The following is a 21,379-nucleotide window of genomic DNA, read 5'->3' as shown; positions in this document are numbered from 1 at the left end:
TCGCAGAATCAACGCACTTAGCTCGGCGTTTTGTATATATGATCCACTATATGTCTAGTTATTCCTTGTATATTGTATTGTTGAAATCCGGAGACTAGACATGTTTGCACTCAAACATCTTCCTCTTGCATTGAGTTGTGTCCTAGCAGCACAAGCGAATGCGAGTATGAATATCCAGCCCGATCCGCAAAATCCGAATGGTTATGTCATTGCTCGTGGTGACGTTCAAGCCGTAGAGCAAAGCAAAACCTCTGATCCTATGTATGCCATTTGGTCACAAGCACTAGAGACGCGCCCGAACTCAGTGGTGGAAGCGATTGTTCCTGGAGCGGCAACCAATCCAGAAAACGTGAAGCGTGTAGAGCGTGTGTTCCCTGAAAGTGAGTGGGACTTCCTGACTCAAATGGCGGCACCTGAATACACTTACACGCGTTTCCTACGTGCAATTGGTAAGTTCCCAGCATTCTGTGGTGAGTACACGGATGGTCGAGATTCGGATGCGATTTGTAAAAAATCGATCGTGACAGCCTTTGCTCACTTTGCGCAGGAAACTGGTGGTCATATTTCGATTGATAACGTATCGGATAACCCTCTTGGATTGGAAGAGTGGCAGCAAGCTTTGGTTCATGTGCGTGAAATGGGCTGGTCAGAAGGTCAAGAAGGTTACACGACTGGTTGTGGTCAAAATGACTGGCAAAATAAGCGTTGGCCATGTGAACCAGGACAAGGTTACTTTGGACGTGGTGCTAAACAGCTTTCTTACCATTTTAACTATGGCGCGTTCTCTGAAGTGATGTTTGATGGTGATGCATCTGTATTGCTAAAAAATCCAGGCTTGGTTGCGGATTCATGGCTGAACTTGGCATCGGCTATCTGGTTCTTCCTAACGCCACAAGCACCGAAACCTGCAATGCTGCATGTGATTGACCGTACTTGGGTGCCTTCACAGCGTGAGCTTGATGCTGGCATTGGTTACGGCTTTGGTACCACCATCAACGTGATCAATGGTGGTATTGAGTGTGGTGAGCAAAACAAGGATAAAGGTCAACCTGTTAACCGTATTCGTTATTGGGAAGGTCTTGCCGCCCATTATCAAATTCCAATTGAAGCTGATGAAACAAACACTTGTTGGCAGCAGACGCCTTACGGCAGTCTGAACCTAAATGGTGCGACAGACGTGCTTTACACCAACTGGGATGGTAACTGGAAATACTACTCAGATCGCCCTGGAGGCCATTCGTTTGAATGTGAGTTGGTTGGTTTCCAAACGGCTTACTCTGCGCTAGTTGCGGGTGATTACGAGAAGTGCGTAACTAACTTCTACCAATCTCATGCGGGTTGGCCTGAAGTTCGTGTGGTTGACAAGTTAGATCCTGTAGACCCGGTCGATCCGCCTGTAGGTGGCGTGGCAGCTTGGGATGCAAGCAAAGTGTACAACACTGGTGATCAAGTCTCTTACCAAGGTGCTGTTTATGAAGCGAAATGGTGGTCACAAGGGAATGAGCCAACGAAAGGAGACCCGTGGAAGCTGGTTTCAGGCACACCTACTGAGCCGCCCGTCACAGAACCTGAACCACCGGTGACTGAGCCAGAGCCGCCCGTCACAGAACCTGAGCCGCCAGTAACCGAGCCAGAACCACCAGTGACAGGCAATTTTATTCAGTGGGAGCCGGGTGTAACGCAAGTCGCTAACGGCGATAAAGTGACGTACCAAAACAAATGCTTTGTCGCAAAAAACGGCCCTGGAGTGTGGGAAAGCCCAACGCAAAGTAACTGGTTCTGGGACGAGATCTCTTGCCTGTAGTTGATTGAAAAGTAGTCTAACCATCTATAAAGACTCTGCTTTTTAGCGGGGTCTTTTTTTATTTGAGCGGTTGCTTATTTATGGAATCTAAGTTTTCAATAACAGTTTTTCTCTTTTGTTCTGGGGCCCATTAAAATTCGCGCGCATTTTTTATCAACATTTTTGAAAAAAGGTATTTGTACATGTCGACAAAACTGGCTAACCCAGCACCGCTAGGTCTAATGGGTTTCGGTATGACCACTATTCTGCTCAATATTCATAACGCAGGATTTTTCCCAATTGACTCTATGATTCTAGCGATGGGCATCTTTTACGGTGGCCTTAGCCAAGTAATCGTTGGCATCATGTGCTTTAAACGCGGCGACACGTTCGGCACAACTGCGTTTACTTCTTACGGTCTATTTTGGCTAACACTAGTAGGCTTGATCGTAATGCCTCACATGGGTCTTCCTGCAAGCCCAGCAAGCTTTATGGGGTGGTACCTAGCGTTATGGGGTATCTTCACTGGTTTCATGTTCATTGGTTCTCTATGCTACCCAACAGCGAAGCAAGTGGTATTTGGTTCTCTAACTATCTTGTTCTTCCTACTCGCAGCTCGTGACTTTACTGGTAGTGAAGTGATCGGTGCTATCGCTGGTTTCGAAGGTATCTTCTGTGGTGCAAGCGCGATTTACTTCGCAATGGCACAAGTACTAAACAACGAATTTGGTCGTGAAGTTCTACCTGTAGGTAAAGCAAAAATCGCTCGTAAAGTTGAAGCTGTCGCTGCTTAATCCTTTACACATAATGCAGAAAAGGGGATTAACCAATGGTTAATCCCCCTTTTTTATGCCCTTAAACGGACCACTGCTTTTTCTTGTTTATGCGTTAAGGCTATGTTGATGGTTGTTCAACAGTTTCTGTAGTACTGTTGTCTGCCGTTGGTGCCTTACCCGTTTTACGCTTGTACTTATCTTCCCAGTAATCTGCGCCTTTAATGCCTAGCGCTACAGGGTTGAATGTAAAGTCGGTCACACCACGTTTTTGTTGTTCTTCGTAATCGTTCAATGCTTTGAGAGCTGGTTTCGACATAAAGAAGATGATCAAAATACCGACGATGTTAAGCCATGCCATTAGACCTACACCTACATCACCCATCGCCCAGGCTAAGTTGGCGGTTTTCACGGTTCCGTAGAACACGGATGAAATAATGATGACTTTCAGAATAAACATCAGCCCATTTACTTTGAATGTACGACGAATGTAAGCAATGTTCGTTTCTGCAATGTAGTAGTAAGCCAGAATGGTCGTAAACGCAAAGAAGAAGAGTGCGATTGCGATGAATGGCTTACCCACACCAGGTAGCGCACTTTCGATCGCCATTTGCGTAAATACAGGACCATTCGCACCAATATCAGCCGGTAGGTTTTGAATTAGGAACGTACCTTCAACTGCACCATTTACGTTGTACGCGCCAGTGATAAGAATCATAAACGCGGTTGCTGAACACACAAGTAGTGTATCGATGTAAATAGAGAAAGATTGAACAAGACCTTGCTGAGCTGGGTGATCAACACTCGCTGCAGCTGCAGCGTGAGGACCAGTACCTTGACCTGCTTCGTTGGAGTAAACGCCACGTTTTACACCCCAACCGATTGCCGCACCAACACCTGCCATTGGTGTGAACGCGTCACCAATGATCATGCCGAAAATGCGTGGAACCTCACCAATGTTTAGAAGGATGATGACAAATGCAGTGATGATGTAAGCCAGCGCCATAAATGGCACAACGATTTGGGTAAAGTTCGCAATACGTTTTACGCCACCGAAGATGATGAAGGCCAGAATGACACAGACAACCGTACCAGTGAAAATTTTAGCAAAACTGAAGGTACCAATAGCGGTTTCAATCATGTCACCTGAGCCAAATGCTGCTTCTACTGCGTTACCGATGCTGTTCGATTGAACGCCAGGAAGTAGAACACCACATGCAAAGATGGTTGCGATAGCGAAGATCCAAGCGTACCATTTTTGTCCCATTGCTTTTTCAATGTAGTAAGCAGGACCACCACGGAATTCACCTTCGTCTTCTTCTTTATAGATTTGCGCAAGTGTCGACTCTGCGTATGCGGTTGCCGCACCAAAGAAGGCAACGACCCACATCCAGAATACGGCGCCTGGGCCACCGAAACCGATAGCGGCAGCAACACCAGCAATGTTACCTGTACCTACACGGCCAGATAGTGAAACGGCAAGTGCCTGAAATGACGATATCCCTTTTGTTGAACTCTTCCCTGAAAGTAATAAGCGCCACATCTCAAAGAAGTGACGAATTTGTACAAAACGCGTCATGATTGAATAGAACAAACCTGCACCAAGGCACAAATAGATCAGTACCGGGCTCCAAATAATTCCATTCAGAAAATCAACTAATGACTGCATGAGTATTTTCCCTGTTAGTTGTGTTTGTGGTTGTTTTTCACACAATACATTACCCTTTATGTAATGCAATTGTTAACTTTTTTGGCTATAAATCCTTTGTAGCGTGATGGTGAACACAGAATGGAGAGTGATTGTTAAAATTTAGTTCTTGTTGCTTATTTGCTCCTTTGGGGTAGAAGATTTGTCTGATGATTAAATATGCAGCATATTGTCATTAAAATGTGCTGCATATTTGATGAGTTAAAAATGCCAAATGTTATGCATTTTGTAGAGTAAAGGCCTGTTTGTTTTTTATGCAGATATGTCCTTATGCATAACGGCAAAGGTTAAGCTCTGTGTCATCCATCACTTTCGCTTTTTCGCCAGCCATAATGCTCGCTAGCAATTGGCCAGAACCACAAGCCATCGTCCAACCCAGAGTGCCGTGTCCGGTGTTAGTAAAAAGGTTATCGTATTTAGTTGCGCCAATAATCGGTGTGCCATCAGGCGTCATTGGTCTAAAGCCACTCCAAAACTCGGCTTGGTTAAAGTCGCCGCAGCGAGGGAAAAGATCACGGATGACCATTTCGATGGTATTTTTTCGTTTTTGCGGAAGGGAGGCATCAAACCCTGCTAATTCTGCGGTGCCCGCTACGCGAATTCTGTCATCAAACCGAGTCATGGCGACTTTATAGGTTTCATCCATCACAGTAGAGCGAGGAGAGAAGTGCTCATCTTCCATTGGGATGGTGAGCGAATAGCCTTTTACTGGATAGACAGGAATCTCAATGTCGATTTGCTTGAGTAGCGCTGTAGAATAGCTGCCAGAGGCAACTACATATTGGTCCGCTTTAAACTGTCCTCGGTTCGTTTGGACACCCATGATCTTTTTACCTACTGTAACCCAATTGCTTACTTCGGTATCGAACTCGAACCTGACGCCATGGGCCTTAGCGAGCTCTGTGAGTTGTTGGCAAAACTGATAGCAATCGCCTGTTTCGTCATCTGGCAGGTGCAAGCCACCAACCAGCTTATCTTTCACAAGATCCAGTCCAGGTTCTTGTTCAATGCAGCGTTCTACGTCCATCAACTCAAACCGAGTCCCGCTTTGCTCTAGAAGCTGCATATCCTTTTCAATGGCTTGCAGCTGTTGAGGCGTTCGAAATACTTGCAAGGTGCCGAACTGGCGACCTTGATATTCAATGGCATGTTCTTGACGTAATTGTTCCAGACACATGCGGCTGTGGTTAGCAATAGAAAGCATGCGAGCTTTGTTGACTTGATAGCGAGACAGGGTGCAATTGGCCACCATCTTACTTGCCCAACTGATCATATCGGCATTGAGGGTTGGCTTGATTTTGAGTGGAGCATGCTCTTCCATTAACCACTTTATGGCTTTAACAGGAACACCAGGCGCAGCCCAAGGCGAAGAATAGCCGTACGAGATCTGCCCAGCATTGGCGAAACTTGTTTCCATTGCACTGCTTGGTTGACGGTCAATAACCGTAACTTGATAGCCTGCTTGAGATAAATACCAAGCAGAGGTTAAGCCGATGACGCCGCTGCCTAATACGATGACTTCCATTGATGTACTCCACACATTTATCTGAGTGGTTAGTTTCTTTTCTTTACCTTTTGTTAACAATCGATATAAATTACATACAGCGTTTAGAAAAACTATAGGCTCAAGGATGAGAAGTAATTTAATAAGTGGCTTGTGTCTGTTTAGCCAAGTCGCGGAACACAGCAGCTTTACTGGCGCGGCTAAGTTTTTGCACCTCACTACGGGAGCCGTGAGCCAACAAATTATTCATTTGGAAGCGTTATTAGGTTTTACTTTATTTGAACGCCATTCCCGCGGTATTCGTTTAACCGTAAAAGGCACTCAGTTACACCAAGCGACGCAGTTTCACTTTTCGGAACTGAGCAAATTGCTTGATGAGCTCAAAGTAGAAAAGCAAACCAATGAAATTCGTTTGAAGTTGACGCCTTCTTTTGCTTTCAAATGGTTAGTCCCAAAGCTCGAAAGCTTCCATCACGATAATCCGGATATCCAAGTACAAATCTTTGCGGAAGGTGCGTTGGTAAATAGTGAGATAAAAGACTATGACGTCGCAATTGACTATGGTCTTCATCCTTATAGAAATGCTAACGCGGAGCTGATTTTGGATGAGCATCTGCTGCCGGTGATGAGTCCAAAATACCTTGAGGATCATGGCTGGCTAAAGACGTTGTTTGGTGAACAAAAAAACTCAATGCCAGTGAAGCAATGGCAAGAGGCGACGCTACTACACGATGCGATGCCATGGGAAAAAGCGACGCGTGACTATGAGTGGCTATATTGGGCGTCAGCAATGGGATTAGACTTTAAAACCGATGTTGGACACTTTTTCAATAGAACGGATATGGCGATGTCTGCGGCGGAAGCAGGAGTTGGGATTGCGATGGCACGAATGGCACTGATTGAGGATGAATTGACGACAGAGCGTTTAGTTTCTCCCTTTCAGCCGGTTCCAGCCAATGCAGGGTACTACTTGATCATGAACACACGAAGCCAGTCCACAAACAAGTTTCGTACTTGGTTATTACAGCAAGTGGCGAGCAAATAGATAAAGTGCCTGGTGAGTCAGATAGAAAACACCGCCTCGATGACGGCGGTGTTTTATTTTGGATTACTGTCGTTGATAAACCGATTCACCTCTGCTGATGGTTTCTTCCACGTTGAGATCTTTTAGCGCCTTAGGTTCAATCTTCATCGGGTTGTTATCGAGGATGATTAAATCCGCATTCTTACCCACTTCGATAGAACCTTTATACGACTCCTCAAAGTGTTGGTAAGCTGGCCAAATCGTCATGGCTTGCAGTGCGGTATAAGTGTCAACACGCTGATCTGCACCCAGTATTTTATCAGTTCTGGTGGTGCGATTGACGGTCGCATCCAATACTCGGAATGAACTTGGCAGCGCCACAGGTGCGTCATGGTGTGTACTGAATTTTAACCCCGCCTTTCTCACCGCTTGAGTTGGTGAAATGAAATCGGCACGAGGATGGCCGAGTACCGAGTCCACATGCCAGTCACCCCAATAAAAAGTATGCATTGGAAATAGAGAAGGGAAGATGCCTTGCGCAGCTAAGCGATCTACTTGGTCTTGGCGCATGGTTTGGCCGTGAATGAGTACAGGTCGGCGGTCTTGCTTTCCTAGCTTTTCATTTGCTTTGGTCACTGCGTTGATAAATTGCTCGATCGCAGCGTCACCATTGGCATGCGTCAGCACTTGCCACTCATTTTTAAAGGCCGTTTCTACGTAATCGTAAGCTTGTTGATCTTCAAAGGTTGGGTAGCCTGCGTAGTCTTTATCTTGTCCATGTGGCGGGTGGAAGTAAGGCTGACTTAGCCATGCCGTTTTACCTTGTGGAGAGCCATCAAAGTTCAGCTTTACGCCACCGATGCGGAAATGGTTTGTGTACTCTGGCGTGTTGTATTCCGAGTCCATAAAATCACTGCTCGATACCATATCGGCGTACGCAACCAAGTCGATCATCAGTTTGTCGTTTTTAGACGCGCGTTTCATCGCTTCATAACCTTCTGATGTTGCTCGTCCTTCTTGAGCCGTAGTATAGCCATATTTCGCGTACATACCTTGCGAGGCTTCTAACATGCGATCTTGAAGTTCAGAATCAATCAACTTATTGAGGTTGAACAGCATTGCAAAGTGCGCGTTTTCTTCTAGGACCCCATTTGGTTCTTGGCTGTTTTCCATTCGGCGGATAATGCCACCTTTTGGATCTTCCGATTCTGATGTGATGCCTGCTAGCTCTAACGCTTTACTGTTTGCGACACTCAAATGCCCCGAAGTATGGATGATTAATACAGGCTTATCTGTGCTGACTTTATCGAGATCCGCTTTGGTAGGGTAGTAATCCAGTTGGGCGTCGTCGTAACCAAAACCTAAAATCCATCCGGTTTTCTCAATGAATAGGCGTTGCGTATTATTGTTCTCGGCATTTTTCAGAGTTTCTATGATTTTCGCAACGGTATTGGCTTCGCCATCAGGAGATGGCAGCACGTTTGCGACCATGGCTTGCAGACCAACACCATACACATGACTGTGCGGATCAACAAAGCCAGGCAACATAGTTTTGCCTTTTAAGTCGATCAACTGTGTTTTACCGAACTTGTGTTCCATCGCTCCATCTTTGCTGCCGACATAAATGATTTTCTCGCCTAATGTGGCGACAGCTTCGGCGTACTCTGGCTTATCGCCTGCCATGGTTAGGATGTCGCCACCATAATAAATTTTGTCTGCGGCGGTTACTTTTAGCGGCTCGGCGACGGCTTCTACTTCTTTCGCTTCTTCAGAAAAACACCCCGTTAAAGCAAGCCCAGAGAGGGCAATAGGGATCCAGTTTTTGTTCATCGGTCATCTCCATACAGAGTAAGGTTTTTGCCTATTGCCCCCATCTCAATGAGTTTGAGAACTCAATAGGTCACATTCACTTTAGTTCATATTGAAGGAGGATTATCAACAAGATTAAAGACTTTCAATCAAGCGCAAGTTATACCTATCGATGAATATCAAAAATGTTACCTTTTCCCATTTCATAAACGTTTCAGGACTTGGGCAATGTGACCCATAACGAGGTTCTGTGGTTAAAAAGTCGGCATGATAAGTCCACGATTTATCTCGATGACGCTCAAGGAAGAACATGAAAGACGAAACGCTATCCATCCATTTTGGTTACGAAACTGACCCTACCACTAAATCTGTCGCGACACCGATTTATCAAACGGTCGCGTACGAGTTTGATAACGCGCAGCACGGCGCTGATCTGTTTAACTTGGAAGTACCGGGGAATATCTACACTCGCATCATGAATCCGACTAACGACGTTCTGGAAAAGCGCATGGCGGCGTTAGAAGGCGGCATTGCCGGGTTGGTCGTGAGTGCGGGGAGTGCAGCGATTAACTATGCGATTCTGACGTTAGCACAAGCGGGCGATAACATCGTCTCTACGCCGCAACTTTATGGCGGTACTTACACCTTGTTTGCGCACATGTTGCCAAATCAGGGGATTCAGGTGAAGTTTGCCAAAGATGACAAACCAGAAAGTTTGGCTGAGTTAATTGATGAAAATACCAAAGCGGTGTACTGCGAGAGCATTGGTAATCCAGCCGGTAATATCATTGATTTAGAACGCGTAGCAGAGCTTGCTCACGCACAAGGCGTACCTGTGATTGTGGATAACACCGTCGCGACACCAGTACTGTGCAAACCCATCGAATTCGGTGCGGATATCGTCGTTCACTCCCTCACTAAGTACGTTGGTGGACACGGCACCACATTAGGTGGCGTGATTGTGGATTCCGGTAAATTCCCTTGGGCGCAGCACAAAGACCGCTTTCCCGTTTTCAACCAACCAGAACCTTCTTACCACGGCGTGGTGTATACCGAAGCGTTTGGTGAGGCGGCATTTATCGGGCGCGCGCGTACCGTACCATTGCGTAATACCGGATCGGCATTATCACCGATGAATGCATTTATGCTTATGCAAGGGCTAGAAACGTTACCGCTGCGTATGGAGCGCCATACCGAGAACACACTCAAAGTGGCTGAATTCTTGGAACAGAATGACAAAGTCAGTTGGGTGAGTTATGCCGGATTGCCAAGTTCTGATCACTTCCATCTCGCCGAAAAATACATGAAAGGTAAGCCTTCTGCGATTTTGTCGTTTGGTTTAAAAGACGGTTATGAAGCCGGAGTGCGCTTTTATGACGCTCTGAAAATCTTTAAGCGTTTGGTGAACATTGGCGATGCAAAATCATTGGCTTGTCATCCAGCATCGACGACTCATCGTCAGTTGAGCGAAGCAGAACAAAAACAAGCTGGTGTGTCACCAGAGATGATTCGTTTATCTGTGGGTATTGAGCATATTGACGATATCCTAGCCGATTTAGAACAGGCACTAAACGCGTAAAACGATTCTTTTTTTAGCTTTTGGTTACCCATAGGCCAGCCTTTAAAAAAGCTGGTCTTTATTTGTTTTATTGTTTAAATATCAAAGGCTTTATTGTTTTTTGGTTGTGGTATTCCAAAAGCTCATGGTGGGTGAAATTTATTCCCTTGTCGCGTTTGGGTTTGTTCCTGATGATATGTGCAAATCTTATACATTGGAAGGGACTCAAATGTCTTACGTATTTCACCGTCATTGCCATGCCACGCTGCCAATCATCGATAAAGGTGAGGGTGTTTATCTATTCGATAAGCATGGAAAGCAGTATCTCGATGCTTGTGGTGGTGCTGCGGTATCAAACCTTGGCCACAGTCATCAAGCCGTTAAAAAAGCCATGTTGGAACAGCTCGAGAGAGTGCCGTTTGCTCATACTGGATTTTTTACTAGTGACAGCAGTGAGCGACTAGCGGAATTGATTTGTCAGTACATGCCTGAGCAGTTCAACCATGTGTATTTAGTCAGTGGCGGATCAGAAGCGGTGGAGTCGGCACTAAAAATGGCGCGGCAGTATTTTGTGGAATCAGGTAAGCCAGAGAAGAAGCAATTCATCGCGCGTCAGCAAAGTTATCACGGCAATACGTTGGGAGCTCTGGCGGTCGGTGGTAATGAATGGCGACGTGAACCGTTCAAGCCTATCTTGCATCCGAGCCATCACATTGCCCCTTGCTATGCTTATCGGTATCAGCAGACTCATGAGTCGGAATTGGATTACTCATTGCGAACGGCGAATGAGCTTGAGGCAAAAATTCTTGAGTTGGGGGCTGAGAATGTAATGGCTTTTGTCGCCGAGCCTATTGTGGGAGCCACCGCTGGAGCTGTACCTGCGACTCAAGGTTACTTTAAACGTATTCGCGAAATATGCGACCAATACGATGTGTTATTGATCTTGGATGAAGTCATGTGTGGCGTTGGGCGAAGTGGCAGTTTTTTTGCGTTTGAGCAAGAAGAGGCAGAGCCCGATCTGGTTTGTATGGCTAAAGGGCTTGGTGCGGGTTATCAACCTATTGGCGCGGTGGTTGCGAATGATCGAGTCTATCAAGCTATTGCTGATGGAAGCGGTTTTTTCCAACACGGTCATACTTTTATGGCGCACCCTGTGGCGTGCGCTGCTGCAGTGGCAACCATTGAAACCATCTTCCAAGATGATTTGTTAACGGCGGTGAATCAGCAAAGTGCTTTGCTGCGTAATGAGCTTACTTCTGCATTGGCCCATTTACCATACATTGGCGACATTCGTGGTAAAGGCTTGTTTGTTGGCATTGAGCTGGTGGCGGATAAAGAAAGCAAGGCGCCTCTGAGTAAAACCACATTGGCAGACAAACGCATCAAACATCGAGCAATGGAAAATGGCTTAATGTGCTACCCAATGGGCGGAACGATTGATGGCGTTAATGGGCACCATATTTTGCTCGCACCGCCTTTCATTGTTCAGCCTCACCATATTGATGAGCTAGTTGGCAAACTCTCACTGACGTTAAAAGAGGTGGCGGAGACATGGAAGTAGCAAACCAGTATTTGCGAGAACCTATCGCTATAATCGTGGCTCCAAACGGCGCAAGAAAAACCAAGCATGATCACGCCAACTTACCTATGACAACAGACGAACTGGTTGCAGAGGCTATCGCTTGTCAAACAGCAGGGGCTGCCATGATCCATTTGCATGCTAGGGACGCTAACGGACGTCATTCACTAGACATCGACGACAACATGGCAATTTACCATGCCGTGAAAGAAGCGGTGGGAGAAACCATGATGGTTCAGCTCACCACAGAGGCGGTGGGTTTATATTCTCCGTCACAACAGAGGGCGTTAGTTAAAGCTGTGAAACCAGAAGCGGCTTCTTTCGCATTGAGGGAGTTAATCCCCGATCGCGCAAGTGAGAAAGAAGGGCATGCCTTTTTCCATTGGGTGGCTAAAAACAACATCGTGAGCCAAATTATTCTCTACGATGCAACCGACATTGAACGTTATTTCCAACTGCGTGATGCAGGCGTGTTACCTAAAGTGCATCAGCATGCATTAGTGGTGTTAGGGCGTTATCACCAAGCTCAACAGTCTTCGACATGGGATTTACGAGGCTTGAATTTGGCGCGTTTTGTCGAGGAAGAAATTCGATGTGCCATTTGTGCTTTTGGCGCGCGAGAGCAAGATTGTTTAGCGAGTGCGATGTTACTTGGATTAGATGTGAGAGTTGGGTTTGAGAATAACCACTTCGATGTGGCAGGCGAATTAGCAATCAGTAACGCGGATCAGGTGGAGGCTCTACGCTATGTGGCGCATCGCTTCGCGATTCCTTTACACAGTGCGCAAAGTTTGCGTTCAGTTTTGAAGTAAATCTGTTCGCGGTAAGGAAAATAAAGAAGAAAGTAAAAAGGCTCCATCGGAGCCTTTTCGGTATTTGTCGTTAGTTCTCAGTTTGCACTACAGGTTGACGCGCGGGATGTTTGATAAATACCGCGACAACAGCCGCTATCGCTAATGCAAAGCAGTAGTAAGAATTAGCAACTACTTCAATTGGCGATAGGTTGAATACGGAACCTAGCAGTAGTACTTGAGCACCGTAAGGCAACACGCCTTGCACCACGCATGAGAAAATGTCTAACAAGCTTGCTGAGCGGCGAGGAGAGACATTATTCTCTTCCGCCAGTTGGCGAGCAACGCTGCCCGATACAATGATGGCTACGGTGTTGTTTGCCGTACAGCCATTGACCATCGACACCAAGCCTGCGATACCTAGCTCACTCGCGCGGCTGTTGGCATGCTTAGAGTGGCTAGAGCCAAACGCGTGGATAAGGCTGCTAACGAAATTGGTTAGGAAAGCAAGGCCGCCTTGACGACGCATCAGTTCACTCAAACCACCAATTAGCATGGACAACAAGAAGATCTCTTGCATGTTACCAAAGCCTTTATAAACGTCTTGGGCTAGATTAGTCAGTCCGTAATTGTCAATCGATGCCAAGCTCACGCCGCCAGCCAAAAGGATACCAATCGACAGAACCACAAACACATTCACACCAGATACCGCTAGGATCAAAATAGTGATGTACGGCAAGACTTTTAGCCACTCAATATCGCCAGTTGCAGGCACTTGAGTCGCTGTACTGTTGAAAGCGAACACTGTAATCGCGATCAACGCCGCAGGCAAAGCAATACGAATGTTCTCTTTAAACTTGTCTTTCATCTCACAACCTTGAGAGCGTGTCGCCGCGATCGTGGTGTCAGAGATGATAGAAAGGTTGTCACCAAACATAGCGCCGCTCAGCACAACGCCTGCGGTTAACGGTAAGCTCATCCCGGCTGATTCAGCAATGCCTAACGCTACGGGTGCAACGGCTGCGATGGTACCCATCGAAGTGCCCATTGCTGTTGCGATAAAAGCAGAAATCAGAAAAATGCCCGGTAAAATCATACTGGTTGGAATTGCGGATAAACCAAGGTTCACCGTTGCATCAACACCGCCAGAGGCTTTTGCTACAGCAGCAAAGGCACCAGCAAGCAGATAGATCATACACATTGCGATGATGTCTGGGTGGCCAACACCACGCATGAAGTGTTCGATTGAGCGGTTAAGTTTCTCTTTACTTAAAAGAAACGCAATGATGATGGCTGGTAATACCGCGATGGGTGCAGGCAGCTGGTAGAAGGCAAATTCAACGCCTTGCAAAGATAAGTAAGTGCCTACGCCAATAAACAGCGCAAGGAATACAATCAATGGGATCAGTGCGACCGCAGAAGGTGCAACTGTTTTAGTTGTTTGTTGGGAACCGGACATGTAAACGACAATGTTAATAATAAGAGAGAAGAGCAGACTAATATCACATTTACGCATTGTCAACGTCTAGACGTCTAAATGGCTGTTTAAATTTTGCGCGTAAAGAAAAAGATAAAAGCTCGTATTACGTATCTCACTGATACCACGAGCTTTAGTTATGCGCCAATGAAGAGGCTGTCGTTATTGCATTGATTTGGCTTTTTTGCGTTTAACAATACCTAAAACCATCCACGTAAATAAGACAGCAGCAAATGCCCATACCAGATATTTGTATTCGGTGTACAGGTTGCTCAACACGCTTAAATGTTCAAATGCAAAGTGAGTTAACAAGCTGAATACCAATACCCAAACCGTCGCCGCGAGGGCGTTACCGAGCAAAAACTCTCTACGTGGCATTTTCGCGATACCGCATGCAAGAGGCATAAATTGCTTCATTCCTTCAATAAAGCGACTGACGACCAAGCACGTAGGGCCGTATTTCTGGATAGTCAGTTGAAGTGTTTGCATCTTCGGGCCAGAGATATAGCCTTTTTTATCCAACCAGCCTTCAAAGTAATAACCGATTAGGTAACCACAGGTATTCCCAAAAAAGCAGCTTAGCCACGATACCATCATAACCATACTTAGGTTCATGACTTGTTCTGAAGAGAGCAAAGATGCCGCGATCATCAGCGATTGACCAGGCATCGGCACACCTATCCCTTCTAGAAATATACTGACAATCAGCGCCAAGTAGCCGTATTGCTCGAGCAAAGGCTTCATTGACATGAGAAGTTCGTTAATGTGTTCCAAAAGCTTTCCCCTAATAAAAGCGGAACGAAGTTGGAGTGATACTCCGAATGTCCTACTGGGTCAATTCTTGTTTCTTACCGCTGAGAAAAACTGACATGCCTCTGATTATTGTGCGGAATCAATCTGCTGCTTGTTTTATTCGCCGCCACGCTCCCGTGTGGCGGCGAATAAGGCACACCATTATGACTCTTTAGCTTTAGTAAATGCGCCATACAAATCAAGGCGTCGGTGACGTAAGTTGGTTACTGAACCCTCGGTATTAAGTTGCTTCAACTTAGTCAAATCAACATCGGCGAAGATCATCATTTCGGTGTTGGCGCTTGCTTCTGTCAAGGTTGCATCGTGCGGGAAGTAGATATCCGACGGTGAGAATACGGCAGATTGCGCGTACTGGATGTCCACGTTATCAACACGAGGTAAGTTACCAACACTGCCACCAATTGCAACATAGCATTCGTTTTCAATGGCACGAGATTGGGAACAAATTCGTACTCGTTGATAGCCATTTTTTGTGTCCGTCCAGAAAGGAACGAATACAATTTGTGCGCCTTGTTCTGCTAACATTCTTCCCAATTCAGGGAATTCGCTGTCATAACAAATAAGTATGCCGACTTTGCCCGCATCGGTTTCGAACACTTGAACATTGTCACCACCGTCGATCACCCAGTCTCTTTGTTCATGAGGCGTGATGTGGATTTTATATTGAGCGTTAATTTCACCATCTCGTTGCAGCAAGTAGGCCACATTATACAGTTTGCCATCTTCGATAACGGGCATACTGCCTGCAATAATGTTGATGTTGTAGGTGACCGCCATCTGCGAGAAACGGTTTTTGATCTCTTCCGTAAAGCTAGCCAAAAAGCGGATTGCTTCAACGGAATTTTTGTCGTTTTGCAAGCCCATCAGCGGTGCGTTAAAGAACTCAGGGAATAGGGCGAAATCGGCCTTGTAATTCGCAAGAGAAGAAATGAAGAACTCAGCTTGATCGAGCAAATCCTCCAGGTCATTCATCGCGCGCATTTGCCACTGTACAACACCAATTCGAATCAGAGTCTTTTCTACATCGTGTACGGATTGAATATCCTCTTCGTAGAAAAAGTTATCCCACTCCAGCAGTGTCGCGTAACCTTTAGAAGCGCTATCCTCTGGCAAGTAGCCGCGCATGATTCGTTTTACATCGAAGTCGTTAGCAAGCTGAAAAGACAAAATAGGGTCATGAAGCTCACGGCGCTTTACTTTGTCGATGTACTCTGCAACGCTCAGTTCATCTGCGTATTGGTGGTAATTAGGAATGCGACCACCGGCTAAAATGGCTTTGAAGTTCTTACTACGGCAAAGCTCTTTACGTGCATCATATAAACGGCGACCTAAACGTAGCCCTCGATAGTCTGGGTGGACAAATACATCGAGACCATACATTGCATCACCGGTTACTTGATTCTGTATGACGTTGTTTTCGGTAATGATGTCGGTATACAGGTGAGGAAGAGAAAAGCGGTTGTAGTCCACTTTAATGGTTAATGCTGCACCGACTATTTTGCCGTTATCCTCAATACAGATTTGGCCATCAGGAAACTGATGAATGAGATCCATAATCGTCAGCCGTGGCCATGAGCCGCCAACATCAGGAAACACTAAGTCCATTAGTTCTGCAAGCTCAGGGTAATCCGTTGGCTCAATGGTACGTAATGAGAGTTTGGGCGAATTGCTGTCCATATCTTTCAATCCATTTATCCTTTTGAAACAGTGTTAATGAGAATGCCACAATTTGGAGCAGACAGATACTGAAGTCTTTGAGTTGTTTTGGGTTACCAAAAGCATTTCAAGAAAACAATATTAGCTTAGTTTGCTCTTCAACCATTCGTAAAACGCCGCCACTTTCTTAGCCGATAGGCGATAATTTGGGATCATCACGTAATAACCATAACCACTCTGTAAAGATAGGTTAAGAATACGTTTGATATCCCCTCTTAAAATAGAATTCTGCGCCATAAAATCAGGAAGTAAGGCGAGTCCTTTTCCCATTTTGACGGCTTCGTAAGCTAGGTAAAAATGTTCAAAGCCTACAGAGTGATAGGTAACGGTTGATTCTACTGCATGCGCAGCCTTAAATTGCTCCCACAACTGAGGGCGAGTGATTTGAGGTATCAGCGGATAGTCGCTAACAGCGTGCACATTCTTGAGTGCAGGAGTGTTAGTACAACCGACCAATAGTAGTATTTCTTCGCATAGTAAGTGGCTGTATTCATAATGAGTGGACAATGGAAGACAACGAATATGCAAGTCGCTTTCACCGCTTGAACCTTTGACGTTCCCATCTCCGGTACAGATTCTTACACGGATATTGGGATGTCGCTGGTGGAAGTCATCAATATGAGGCACCAACCAAAGGCTAGCGAAAGAAGGAGTAACATCCACGGTGAGCAATTCTTGCTTTGAATCTGATTGGATTAAGTTAGCGGTTGCATTCTGAATAAGTTCTAGTGCTTCTGTGACTTGCGGTAGGTAGCGTTTTCCTTCCTCAGTTAACTCAATACCATTCGAGCCTCTTTGTATTAAAGGTAAACCCACTAGTTGTTCAAGCGCGGCGACTTGTTTGCTTACTGCGCTTTGTGTAATGCATAGGGCATCCGCCGCTTTAGAGAAGCTGAGGTAATTTGCAACCGCGACAAACGTCCTCAATGCTCGGATAGAAGGGTACTCACTGCCTTTTAACATACTTCAGTCCCATGGAGATAGCCTCTTCACAGAGTAGGAGATTTACCTATTGAAGCAAAGAGAGAAAAAGCCGATGTGTGATTACCTTCCTTACTCGTTCATAAAGAATCCAGACCAAAAATTAAGAATCCTAAATATAATGGGTGTGTAAATAATTGATGATTGGGGTTTGTTTATTGATTTCTCCTATCTTTTGAAAAAACTACAAATAAAATAGAATGTTTTACATCATTAGTATTTACACAAATCTAATATTGTTTTCTCAAGGTAAATAAAACGGTATAACTTTTAGTTTTGTTGTTTTAATTTCAAAATAATGTCAATTTTTTATAAAGTAGAAAATGTTTTTCATTAAATTAAAATTGGCATTGCATTTGCTTTGTATAATTCGAACTTTCAATGGCACTTATATTAGGAGAACGAAATGAAAAGCAATGTTGTTACTTTGATTGGCCTTTTTTCTTTAGCAACGTTTAGTACTTTATCTCACGCAGCGGACTCCAAAGATCATGGTGTTTATGTCGGCGCCAACTATGGTTACTTAAAAGTTGATGGACAAGATGACTTTGATGATGACAGCGATGCTATTCAAGGCTTGGTTGGTTACCGTTTTAACCCTTACTTAGCGTTAGAGGGCGGTTACATTGACTTTGGTAGCTATGGTAATAACCTAGCAAATGCCGAAACGGACGGTTACACCGCAGCACTAAAAGTTACAGCCCCTATTGCTGATCGTGTCGATCTTTACGCAAAAGGCGGTCAAATGTGGTACTCGACGGATTACAACGTTGCGGGCTTCCAAGGCAACAAAGATGACGAAGGTGTATTCGCTGGTGCCGGTGTTGGTTTTAAAGTTACTGATAACTTCTTAGTTAACGCAGAATATATGTGGTACGACGTAGAACTGAATGCAGAGAACGTAGCGAATGGTGCAAACACAAAAACTGATTTTAACCAAGCATCGCTAGGTGTGGAATATCGTTTCTAATATTGTTAACCATGTTTAACCCAAATAAAAATGCGAAGCTAAATGGCTTCGCATTTTTATTTTTAAGAGATTTAATTATCTGCATAAAATTACTAATGAATAAAATATTTATAAAGTTGGAAGTGTTGATTATTAGAGATCGTCTGCTTATTTTTCTATAGGCTATAAAAGAAGCCGTGCACTAATAGAAAGTAACATCGTAAAAGTAGATCGTGTACTGTTGCAACATAAGTACGGATAGCAGATACAAAAAAGGCCACCCGAAGGTGGCCTTTTCCAAACGTTTGGTGGAGCTGGCGGGAGTTGAACCCGCGTCCGAAAACCGTTCATCATTGGTACTACATGCTTAGTCGATCTTTAATTTCGCCACCCACCTGCGAACCGACACGCTAATGAATGACTAGCCTGAATTAAAATTCGCCGTTCATCTCTCAGGCGGGAGAATCCGGGCTAGCGCGTTTGGGTTTGATCCCTCGTTATTCCCCGTCTTACGTGCGGAAGCTAGGGCGAGAGAGCTCTGAGCAGGTTATTAAGCTGCTAGTGCGTAGTTTTCGTCGTTTGCGACTATTTTTTTGCGGTTTGTTAACGAGGCCTACCGCACCTCGGCATGCACCTCAGACTTCTGAATTCCCGTCGAATCCTAAATCAGCCCCAGGTAATATTCGCATAGTAACAGAAAAGCATTGGCTGTCCAGTACTATGCGTTTAAGTGGTCAAGATTAACGCAGTGTACTCTTCATTACGCGTGCTTTCTCTCTTGCCCAGTCTTTTTCTTTTAAATCCGTACGTTTATCGTGCAGCTTTTTACCTTTTGCTACGCCAATTTTTAGTTTCACCCAAGAGCGAGACCAGTACAGAGAGAGGGCCGTTAATGTCATACCTTCACGGTTCACACGTCCGAATAGGTTGTCTAGTTCACGACGACTCATTAGTAGTTTACGCACACGTGTGGGGTTCGCCACAACGTGTGTCGATGCCTGATTTAAAGGAGTGATTGTCATGCCACTCACAAAGGCTTCACCGTCACGCATAAATACGTAACTTTCAGAAATATTGGCTTTACCTTGGCGAAGGGCTTTCACTTCCCAACCTTGGAGCTCCAAGCCAGCTTCGATTTCATCATCGATGAAATACTCGTGGCGAGCTTTTTTATTCAGCGCGATAGTATTGCTACCCGCTTTTTGTTTCGTTTTTTTCTTTGCCATAATAGCGACATTATACGGGTTGGATATCGGATAGGAAATCCTTTTATTTGCGCAATCGTGGAATAAAAGTAAAATTGGCAGGAGCTTTAAATCTGTACATGTATCGATAGGAGTATGTATGAAGCAAGTCAGCCGTTCTGCGCTTGTGTCTTTTAGTGCTGAACAGATGTTCAATCTGGTTAACGATGTTGCTAAATACCCTGAGTTTCTGCCTGGTTGCTCGGGCTCTAGAATCATTGAGTCTTCGGGTAATGGTATGGTGGCTTCTGTCGATGTGGCGAAGGCTGGTATCAGCAAAACGTTTACTACTTCAAATGAGCTGATCCCAGGCCAAGCAATTATGATGAACTTGGTGGATGGTCCGTTTAAGACATTGCGTGGTGGTTGGATTTTTACCGCGCTAGATGAGCAAGCTTGCAAGGTTGAGCTAAAGCTTGAGTTTGAATTCTCAAGTAAAATGATTGAGATGGCCTTCGGTAAGGTTTTTAACGAGCTTACCAGTAACATGGTAAATGCATTCACTAAACGCGCAAAACAGGTCTACGAGTGTTATGAGTATTGAGTCAGATATGATTCACGTAGAGGTTGTCTATGCTCTTCCTCATGAACAGCGTGTATTTAATTTAGTGGTGAATAATCACGCAACGGTAGAAGAGATCATTCGACAATCTGGCGTGTTAGAGTTATACCCTGAAATTGATTTATCTAAGAATAAAGTGGGTGTGTTTAGTCGTAATGTGAAGTTAGATGCGACCGTTCGAGATCGAGATCGAATAGAGATATATCGTCCGTTACTCGCAGACCCGAAAGAGATTCGTCGTAAGCGGGCGGAGCAGGCTAAAGCCGAGGGGAATGCAGACCCAGTCACCGGTGGTAAGCCTAGCTCTGTACGTAAGAATAAGTAGACTTGATATCAATCCCAATGGATGGCGTCATTGATTCAAAGTGTGATTGCGCGATATCTAGATAATAAAAAACCTCTCATGTGAGAGGTTTTTTGCAAAAGTCGTTTACTGAATCTGTTCGTAAAAAGCGTCACTTTTGGGGAAGTCACCACTGATATCTGCGAGTGTGCCTTGATCGTTAAAGTTAACGATCAGGTCTTTTTGCACTGGATCACCGTGACCAGGAGTATGGTGATAAATGTAGTACCAAGTGTTTGGGTAGCCGTTTTCAATAAGCATTGGCGACCCTAGTACGAAGCGAACCTGTGCTTTAGTCATCCCAAACTTTAATTTATCTACCGCACTTTGTTCTACATAGTTGCCTTGGTTGATATCAATGCGATAAACCAGTTTTTCCAATACCGAACATCCTGTCAGCAATGTCATTGCTAATGGTACGGCAACTAACCACTTCTTTAATTGCATAATAATTTCTTAGTAACCTTTAAAATACTGCGCTGATAATAAACAAGCTCGACGCAGATGTAAAAAGCTATGCGTCGTATGATAGGAAATCTGACAACGAATTTTGAGTTGAGTTGCATTTATTGATTCTCTCACATGTATGTTTATGTCGATGAGCGATTTTCTATCCAGTTTAAGCGGTAACTAATGACAAATAGCCAAGTTATTGAGCTATGGGGTGGTACTGACCATTATTTCGAAAGGGAATCAGAACCCAAGCACTTTGATATGGTGATGGGGGAGGTAGAGTCACGGAGTAGTGTTCGTGACTCTATCTTT

Annotated in this window: 18 protein-coding genes and 1 other RNA gene; 9 read left to right on the top strand and 10 right to left on the bottom strand. The window is 45.0% G+C overall.

The genetic code is table 11. The features are described 5' to 3' along the window. Nucleotides 1-100: 100 nt before the first annotated feature. A complete protein-coding gene (locus MSG33_RS19695) occupies nucleotides 101-1,804 on the top strand; it encodes a chitinase (protein WP_248381820.1) in 1,704 nt (567 codons plus the stop codon). Nucleotides 1,805-1,986: 182 nt separating this feature from the next. Further along, nucleotides 1,987-2,577 carry a GPR1/FUN34/YaaH family transporter gene (locus MSG33_RS19690; protein WP_005391518.1) on the top strand — a complete coding sequence of 197 codons (591 nt, stop codon included), beginning with the start codon at nucleotides 1,987-1,989 and terminating at the stop codon, nucleotides 2,575-2,577. Between the two features lie 100 nt (nucleotides 2,578-2,677). Here the strand turns inward: MSG33_RS19690 and MSG33_RS19685 are convergent, their stop codons facing one another. Continuing rightward, a complete protein-coding gene (locus MSG33_RS19685) occupies nucleotides 2,678-4,225 on the bottom strand; it encodes an alanine/glycine:cation symporter family protein (protein WP_012842106.1) in 1,548 nt (515 codons plus the stop codon). A gap of 307 nt (nucleotides 4,226-4,532) precedes the next feature. Beyond that, the gene (locus MSG33_RS19680) at nucleotides 4,533-5,789 is read right to left on the bottom strand and encodes a D-amino acid dehydrogenase (RefSeq protein WP_048626052.1); all 1,257 of its coding nucleotides are present in this window, start codon (nucleotides 5,787-5,789) and stop codon (nucleotides 4,533-4,535) included. 106 nt (nucleotides 5,790-5,895) lie between these two features. On the opposite strand from MSG33_RS19680, the gene MSG33_RS19675 reads away from it, so the two are divergent. Continuing rightward, complete coding sequence (locus MSG33_RS19675; protein WP_248381818.1) at nucleotides 5,896-6,813, top strand: LysR substrate-binding domain-containing protein; 918 nt, start codon at nucleotides 5,896-5,898, stop codon at nucleotides 6,811-6,813. A 63-nt stretch (nucleotides 6,814-6,876) separates the two neighbouring features. Here the strand turns inward: MSG33_RS19675 and MSG33_RS19670 are convergent, their stop codons facing one another. Beyond that, nucleotides 6,877-8,622, bottom strand: coding sequence for an amidohydrolase (locus tag MSG33_RS19670; RefSeq protein WP_248381816.1), 1,746 nt, complete (start codon nucleotides 8,620-8,622; stop codon nucleotides 6,877-6,879). A 289-nt stretch (nucleotides 8,623-8,911) separates the two neighbouring features. Here MSG33_RS19670 and MSG33_RS19665 point away from each other — a divergent pair, with 289 nt between their 5' ends. The 3 genes from MSG33_RS19665 (at nucleotide 8,912) to MSG33_RS19655 (ending at nucleotide 12,550) form a co-directional block, all read left to right on the top strand. Next, nucleotides 8,912-10,180: an O-acetylhomoserine aminocarboxypropyltransferase/cysteine synthase gene (locus tag MSG33_RS19665; protein ID WP_025635612.1), complete on the top strand. Its 1,269-nt coding sequence runs from the start codon at nucleotides 8,912-8,914 to the stop codon at nucleotides 10,178-10,180. 208 nt (nucleotides 10,181-10,388) lie between these two features. After that, nucleotides 10,389-11,720 (top strand): aspartate aminotransferase family protein, encoded by a 1,332-nt coding sequence (locus tag MSG33_RS19660; RefSeq protein ID WP_248381815.1) that lies wholly within the window; start codon nucleotides 10,389-10,391, stop codon nucleotides 11,718-11,720. Next, the gene (locus tag MSG33_RS19655; RefSeq protein WP_248381813.1) at nucleotides 11,711-12,550 is read left to right on the top strand and encodes a 3-keto-5-aminohexanoate cleavage protein; all 840 of its coding nucleotides are present in this window, start codon (nucleotides 11,711-11,713) and stop codon (nucleotides 12,548-12,550) included. Before MSG33_RS19660 ends, MSG33_RS19655 begins: the two co-directional genes overlap by 10 nt. 70 nt (nucleotides 12,551-12,620) lie before the next feature. On the opposite strand, the gene MSG33_RS19650 is transcribed toward MSG33_RS19655, so the two are convergent. The 4 genes from MSG33_RS19650 to MSG33_RS19635 all read right to left on the bottom strand — a co-directional run bounded on the left by MSG33_RS19650 (nucleotide 12,621) and on the right by MSG33_RS19635 (nucleotide 17,498). Then, complete coding sequence (locus MSG33_RS19650; RefSeq protein ID WP_248381811.1) at nucleotides 12,621-13,988, bottom strand: Na+/H+ antiporter NhaC family protein; 1,368 nt, start codon at nucleotides 13,986-13,988, stop codon at nucleotides 12,621-12,623. 180 nt (nucleotides 13,989-14,168) lie between these two features. After that, nucleotides 14,169-14,756, bottom strand: coding sequence for a DedA family protein (locus tag MSG33_RS19645; protein WP_005391489.1), 588 nt, complete (start codon nucleotides 14,754-14,756; stop codon nucleotides 14,169-14,171). A gap of 204 nt (nucleotides 14,757-14,960) precedes the next feature. Further along, nucleotides 14,961-16,496, bottom strand: a complete 1,536-nt coding sequence (locus MSG33_RS19640) for a bifunctional GNAT family N-acetyltransferase/carbon-nitrogen hydrolase family protein (protein WP_005391488.1) — start codon at nucleotides 16,494-16,496, stop codon at nucleotides 14,961-14,963. 120 nt (nucleotides 16,497-16,616) lie between these two features. Further along, nucleotides 16,617-17,498, bottom strand: a complete 882-nt coding sequence (locus tag MSG33_RS19635) for a LysR family transcriptional regulator (RefSeq protein WP_248381802.1) — start codon at nucleotides 17,496-17,498, stop codon at nucleotides 16,617-16,619. A gap of 424 nt (nucleotides 17,499-17,922) precedes the next feature. On the opposite strand from MSG33_RS19635, the gene MSG33_RS19630 reads away from it, so the two are divergent. After that, nucleotides 17,923-18,486: a porin family protein gene (locus MSG33_RS19630; protein ID WP_005391484.1), complete on the top strand. Its 564-nt coding sequence runs from the start codon at nucleotides 17,923-17,925 to the stop codon at nucleotides 18,484-18,486. A gap of 285 nt (nucleotides 18,487-18,771) precedes the next feature. On the opposite strand, the gene ssrA is transcribed toward MSG33_RS19630, so the two are convergent. After that, nucleotides 18,772-19,139, bottom strand: a transfer-messenger RNA (tmRNA) gene (gene ssrA, locus MSG33_RS19625). Between the two features lie 66 nt (nucleotides 19,140-19,205). Further along, nucleotides 19,206-19,691 carry an SsrA-binding protein SmpB gene (gene smpB, locus MSG33_RS19620; protein WP_005391476.1) on the bottom strand — a complete coding sequence of 162 codons (486 nt, stop codon included), beginning with the start codon at nucleotides 19,689-19,691 and terminating at the stop codon, nucleotides 19,206-19,208. A 118-nt stretch (nucleotides 19,692-19,809) separates the two neighbouring features. Between smpB and MSG33_RS19615 the strand changes: the two genes are divergently transcribed. Then, the gene (locus MSG33_RS19615; protein ID WP_005391473.1) at nucleotides 19,810-20,253 is read left to right on the top strand and encodes an SRPBCC family protein; all 444 of its coding nucleotides are present in this window, start codon (nucleotides 19,810-19,812) and stop codon (nucleotides 20,251-20,253) included. Further along, the gene (locus MSG33_RS19610) at nucleotides 20,243-20,596 is read left to right on the top strand and encodes an RnfH family protein (protein WP_005391471.1); all 354 of its coding nucleotides are present in this window, start codon (nucleotides 20,243-20,245) and stop codon (nucleotides 20,594-20,596) included. Before MSG33_RS19615 ends, MSG33_RS19610 begins: the two co-directional genes overlap by 11 nt. A 105-nt stretch (nucleotides 20,597-20,701) precedes the next feature. On the opposite strand, the gene bamE is transcribed toward MSG33_RS19610, so the two are convergent. Continuing rightward, nucleotides 20,702-21,061 carry an outer membrane protein assembly factor BamE gene (gene bamE / locus MSG33_RS19605; RefSeq protein WP_005391468.1) on the bottom strand — a complete coding sequence of 120 codons (360 nt, stop codon included), beginning with the start codon at nucleotides 21,059-21,061 and terminating at the stop codon, nucleotides 20,702-20,704. Nucleotides 21,062-21,379: the final 318 nt, after the last annotated feature.

The sequence above is a fragment of the Vibrio sp. 1CM7H genome, from assembly GCF_023161645.1.
Classification (GTDB): Bacteria; Pseudomonadota; Gammaproteobacteria; order Enterobacterales; family Vibrionaceae; genus Vibrio; species Vibrio diabolicus.
This window is presented reverse-complemented; position numbering and strand designations above follow the sequence as displayed.

What these genes read in the sequence shown, in the direction of transcription:
- smpB (WP_005391476.1), bottom strand. Translation starts at nt 19,691, where the DNA reads ATGGCAAAGAAAAAAACGAAACAAAAAGCGGGTAGCAATACTATCGCG.
- MSG33_RS19675 (WP_248381818.1), top strand. Translation starts at nt 5,896, where the DNA reads ATGAGAAGTAATTTAATAAGTGGCTTGTGTCTGTTTAGCCAAGTCGCG.
- MSG33_RS19635 (WP_248381802.1), bottom strand. Translation starts at nt 17,498, where the DNA reads ATGTTAAAAGGCAGTGAGTACCCTTCTATCCGAGCATTGAGGACGTTT.
- MSG33_RS19685 (WP_012842106.1), bottom strand. Translation starts at nt 4,225, where the DNA reads ATGCAGTCATTAGTTGATTTTCTGAATGGAATTATTTGGAGCCCGGTA.
- MSG33_RS19665 (WP_025635612.1), top strand. Translation starts at nt 8,912, where the DNA reads ATGAAAGACGAAACGCTATCCATCCATTTTGGTTACGAAACTGACCCT.
- MSG33_RS19650 (WP_248381811.1), bottom strand. Translation starts at nt 13,988, where the DNA reads ATGTCCGGTTCCCAACAAACAACTAAAACAGTTGCACCTTCTGCGGTC.
- MSG33_RS19615 (WP_005391473.1), top strand. Translation starts at nt 19,810, where the DNA reads ATGAAGCAAGTCAGCCGTTCTGCGCTTGTGTCTTTTAGTGCTGAACAG.
- MSG33_RS19690 (WP_005391518.1), top strand. Translation starts at nt 1,987, where the DNA reads ATGTCGACAAAACTGGCTAACCCAGCACCGCTAGGTCTAATGGGTTTC.
- bamE (WP_005391468.1), bottom strand. Translation starts at nt 21,061, where the DNA reads ATGCAATTAAAGAAGTGGTTAGTTGCCGTACCATTAGCAATGACATTG.
- MSG33_RS19645 (WP_005391489.1), bottom strand. Translation starts at nt 14,756, where the DNA reads ATGTCAATGAAGCCTTTGCTCGAGCAATACGGCTACTTGGCGCTGATT.
- MSG33_RS19695 (WP_248381820.1), top strand. Translation starts at nt 101, where the DNA reads ATGTTTGCACTCAAACATCTTCCTCTTGCATTGAGTTGTGTCCTAGCA.
- MSG33_RS19610 (WP_005391471.1), top strand. Translation starts at nt 20,243, where the DNA reads ATGAGTATTGAGTCAGATATGATTCACGTAGAGGTTGTCTATGCTCTT.
- MSG33_RS19660 (WP_248381815.1), top strand. Translation starts at nt 10,389, where the DNA reads ATGTCTTACGTATTTCACCGTCATTGCCATGCCACGCTGCCAATCATC.
- MSG33_RS19655 (WP_248381813.1), top strand. Translation starts at nt 11,711, where the DNA reads ATGGAAGTAGCAAACCAGTATTTGCGAGAACCTATCGCTATAATCGTG.
- MSG33_RS19630 (WP_005391484.1), top strand. Translation starts at nt 17,923, where the DNA reads ATGAAAAGCAATGTTGTTACTTTGATTGGCCTTTTTTCTTTAGCAACG.
- MSG33_RS19680 (WP_048626052.1), bottom strand. Translation starts at nt 5,789, where the DNA reads ATGGAAGTCATCGTATTAGGCAGCGGCGTCATCGGCTTAACCTCTGCT.
- MSG33_RS19640 (WP_005391488.1), bottom strand. Translation starts at nt 16,496, where the DNA reads ATGGACAGCAATTCGCCCAAACTCTCATTACGTACCATTGAGCCAACG.
- MSG33_RS19670 (WP_248381816.1), bottom strand. Translation starts at nt 8,622, where the DNA reads ATGAACAAAAACTGGATCCCTATTGCCCTCTCTGGGCTTGCTTTAACG.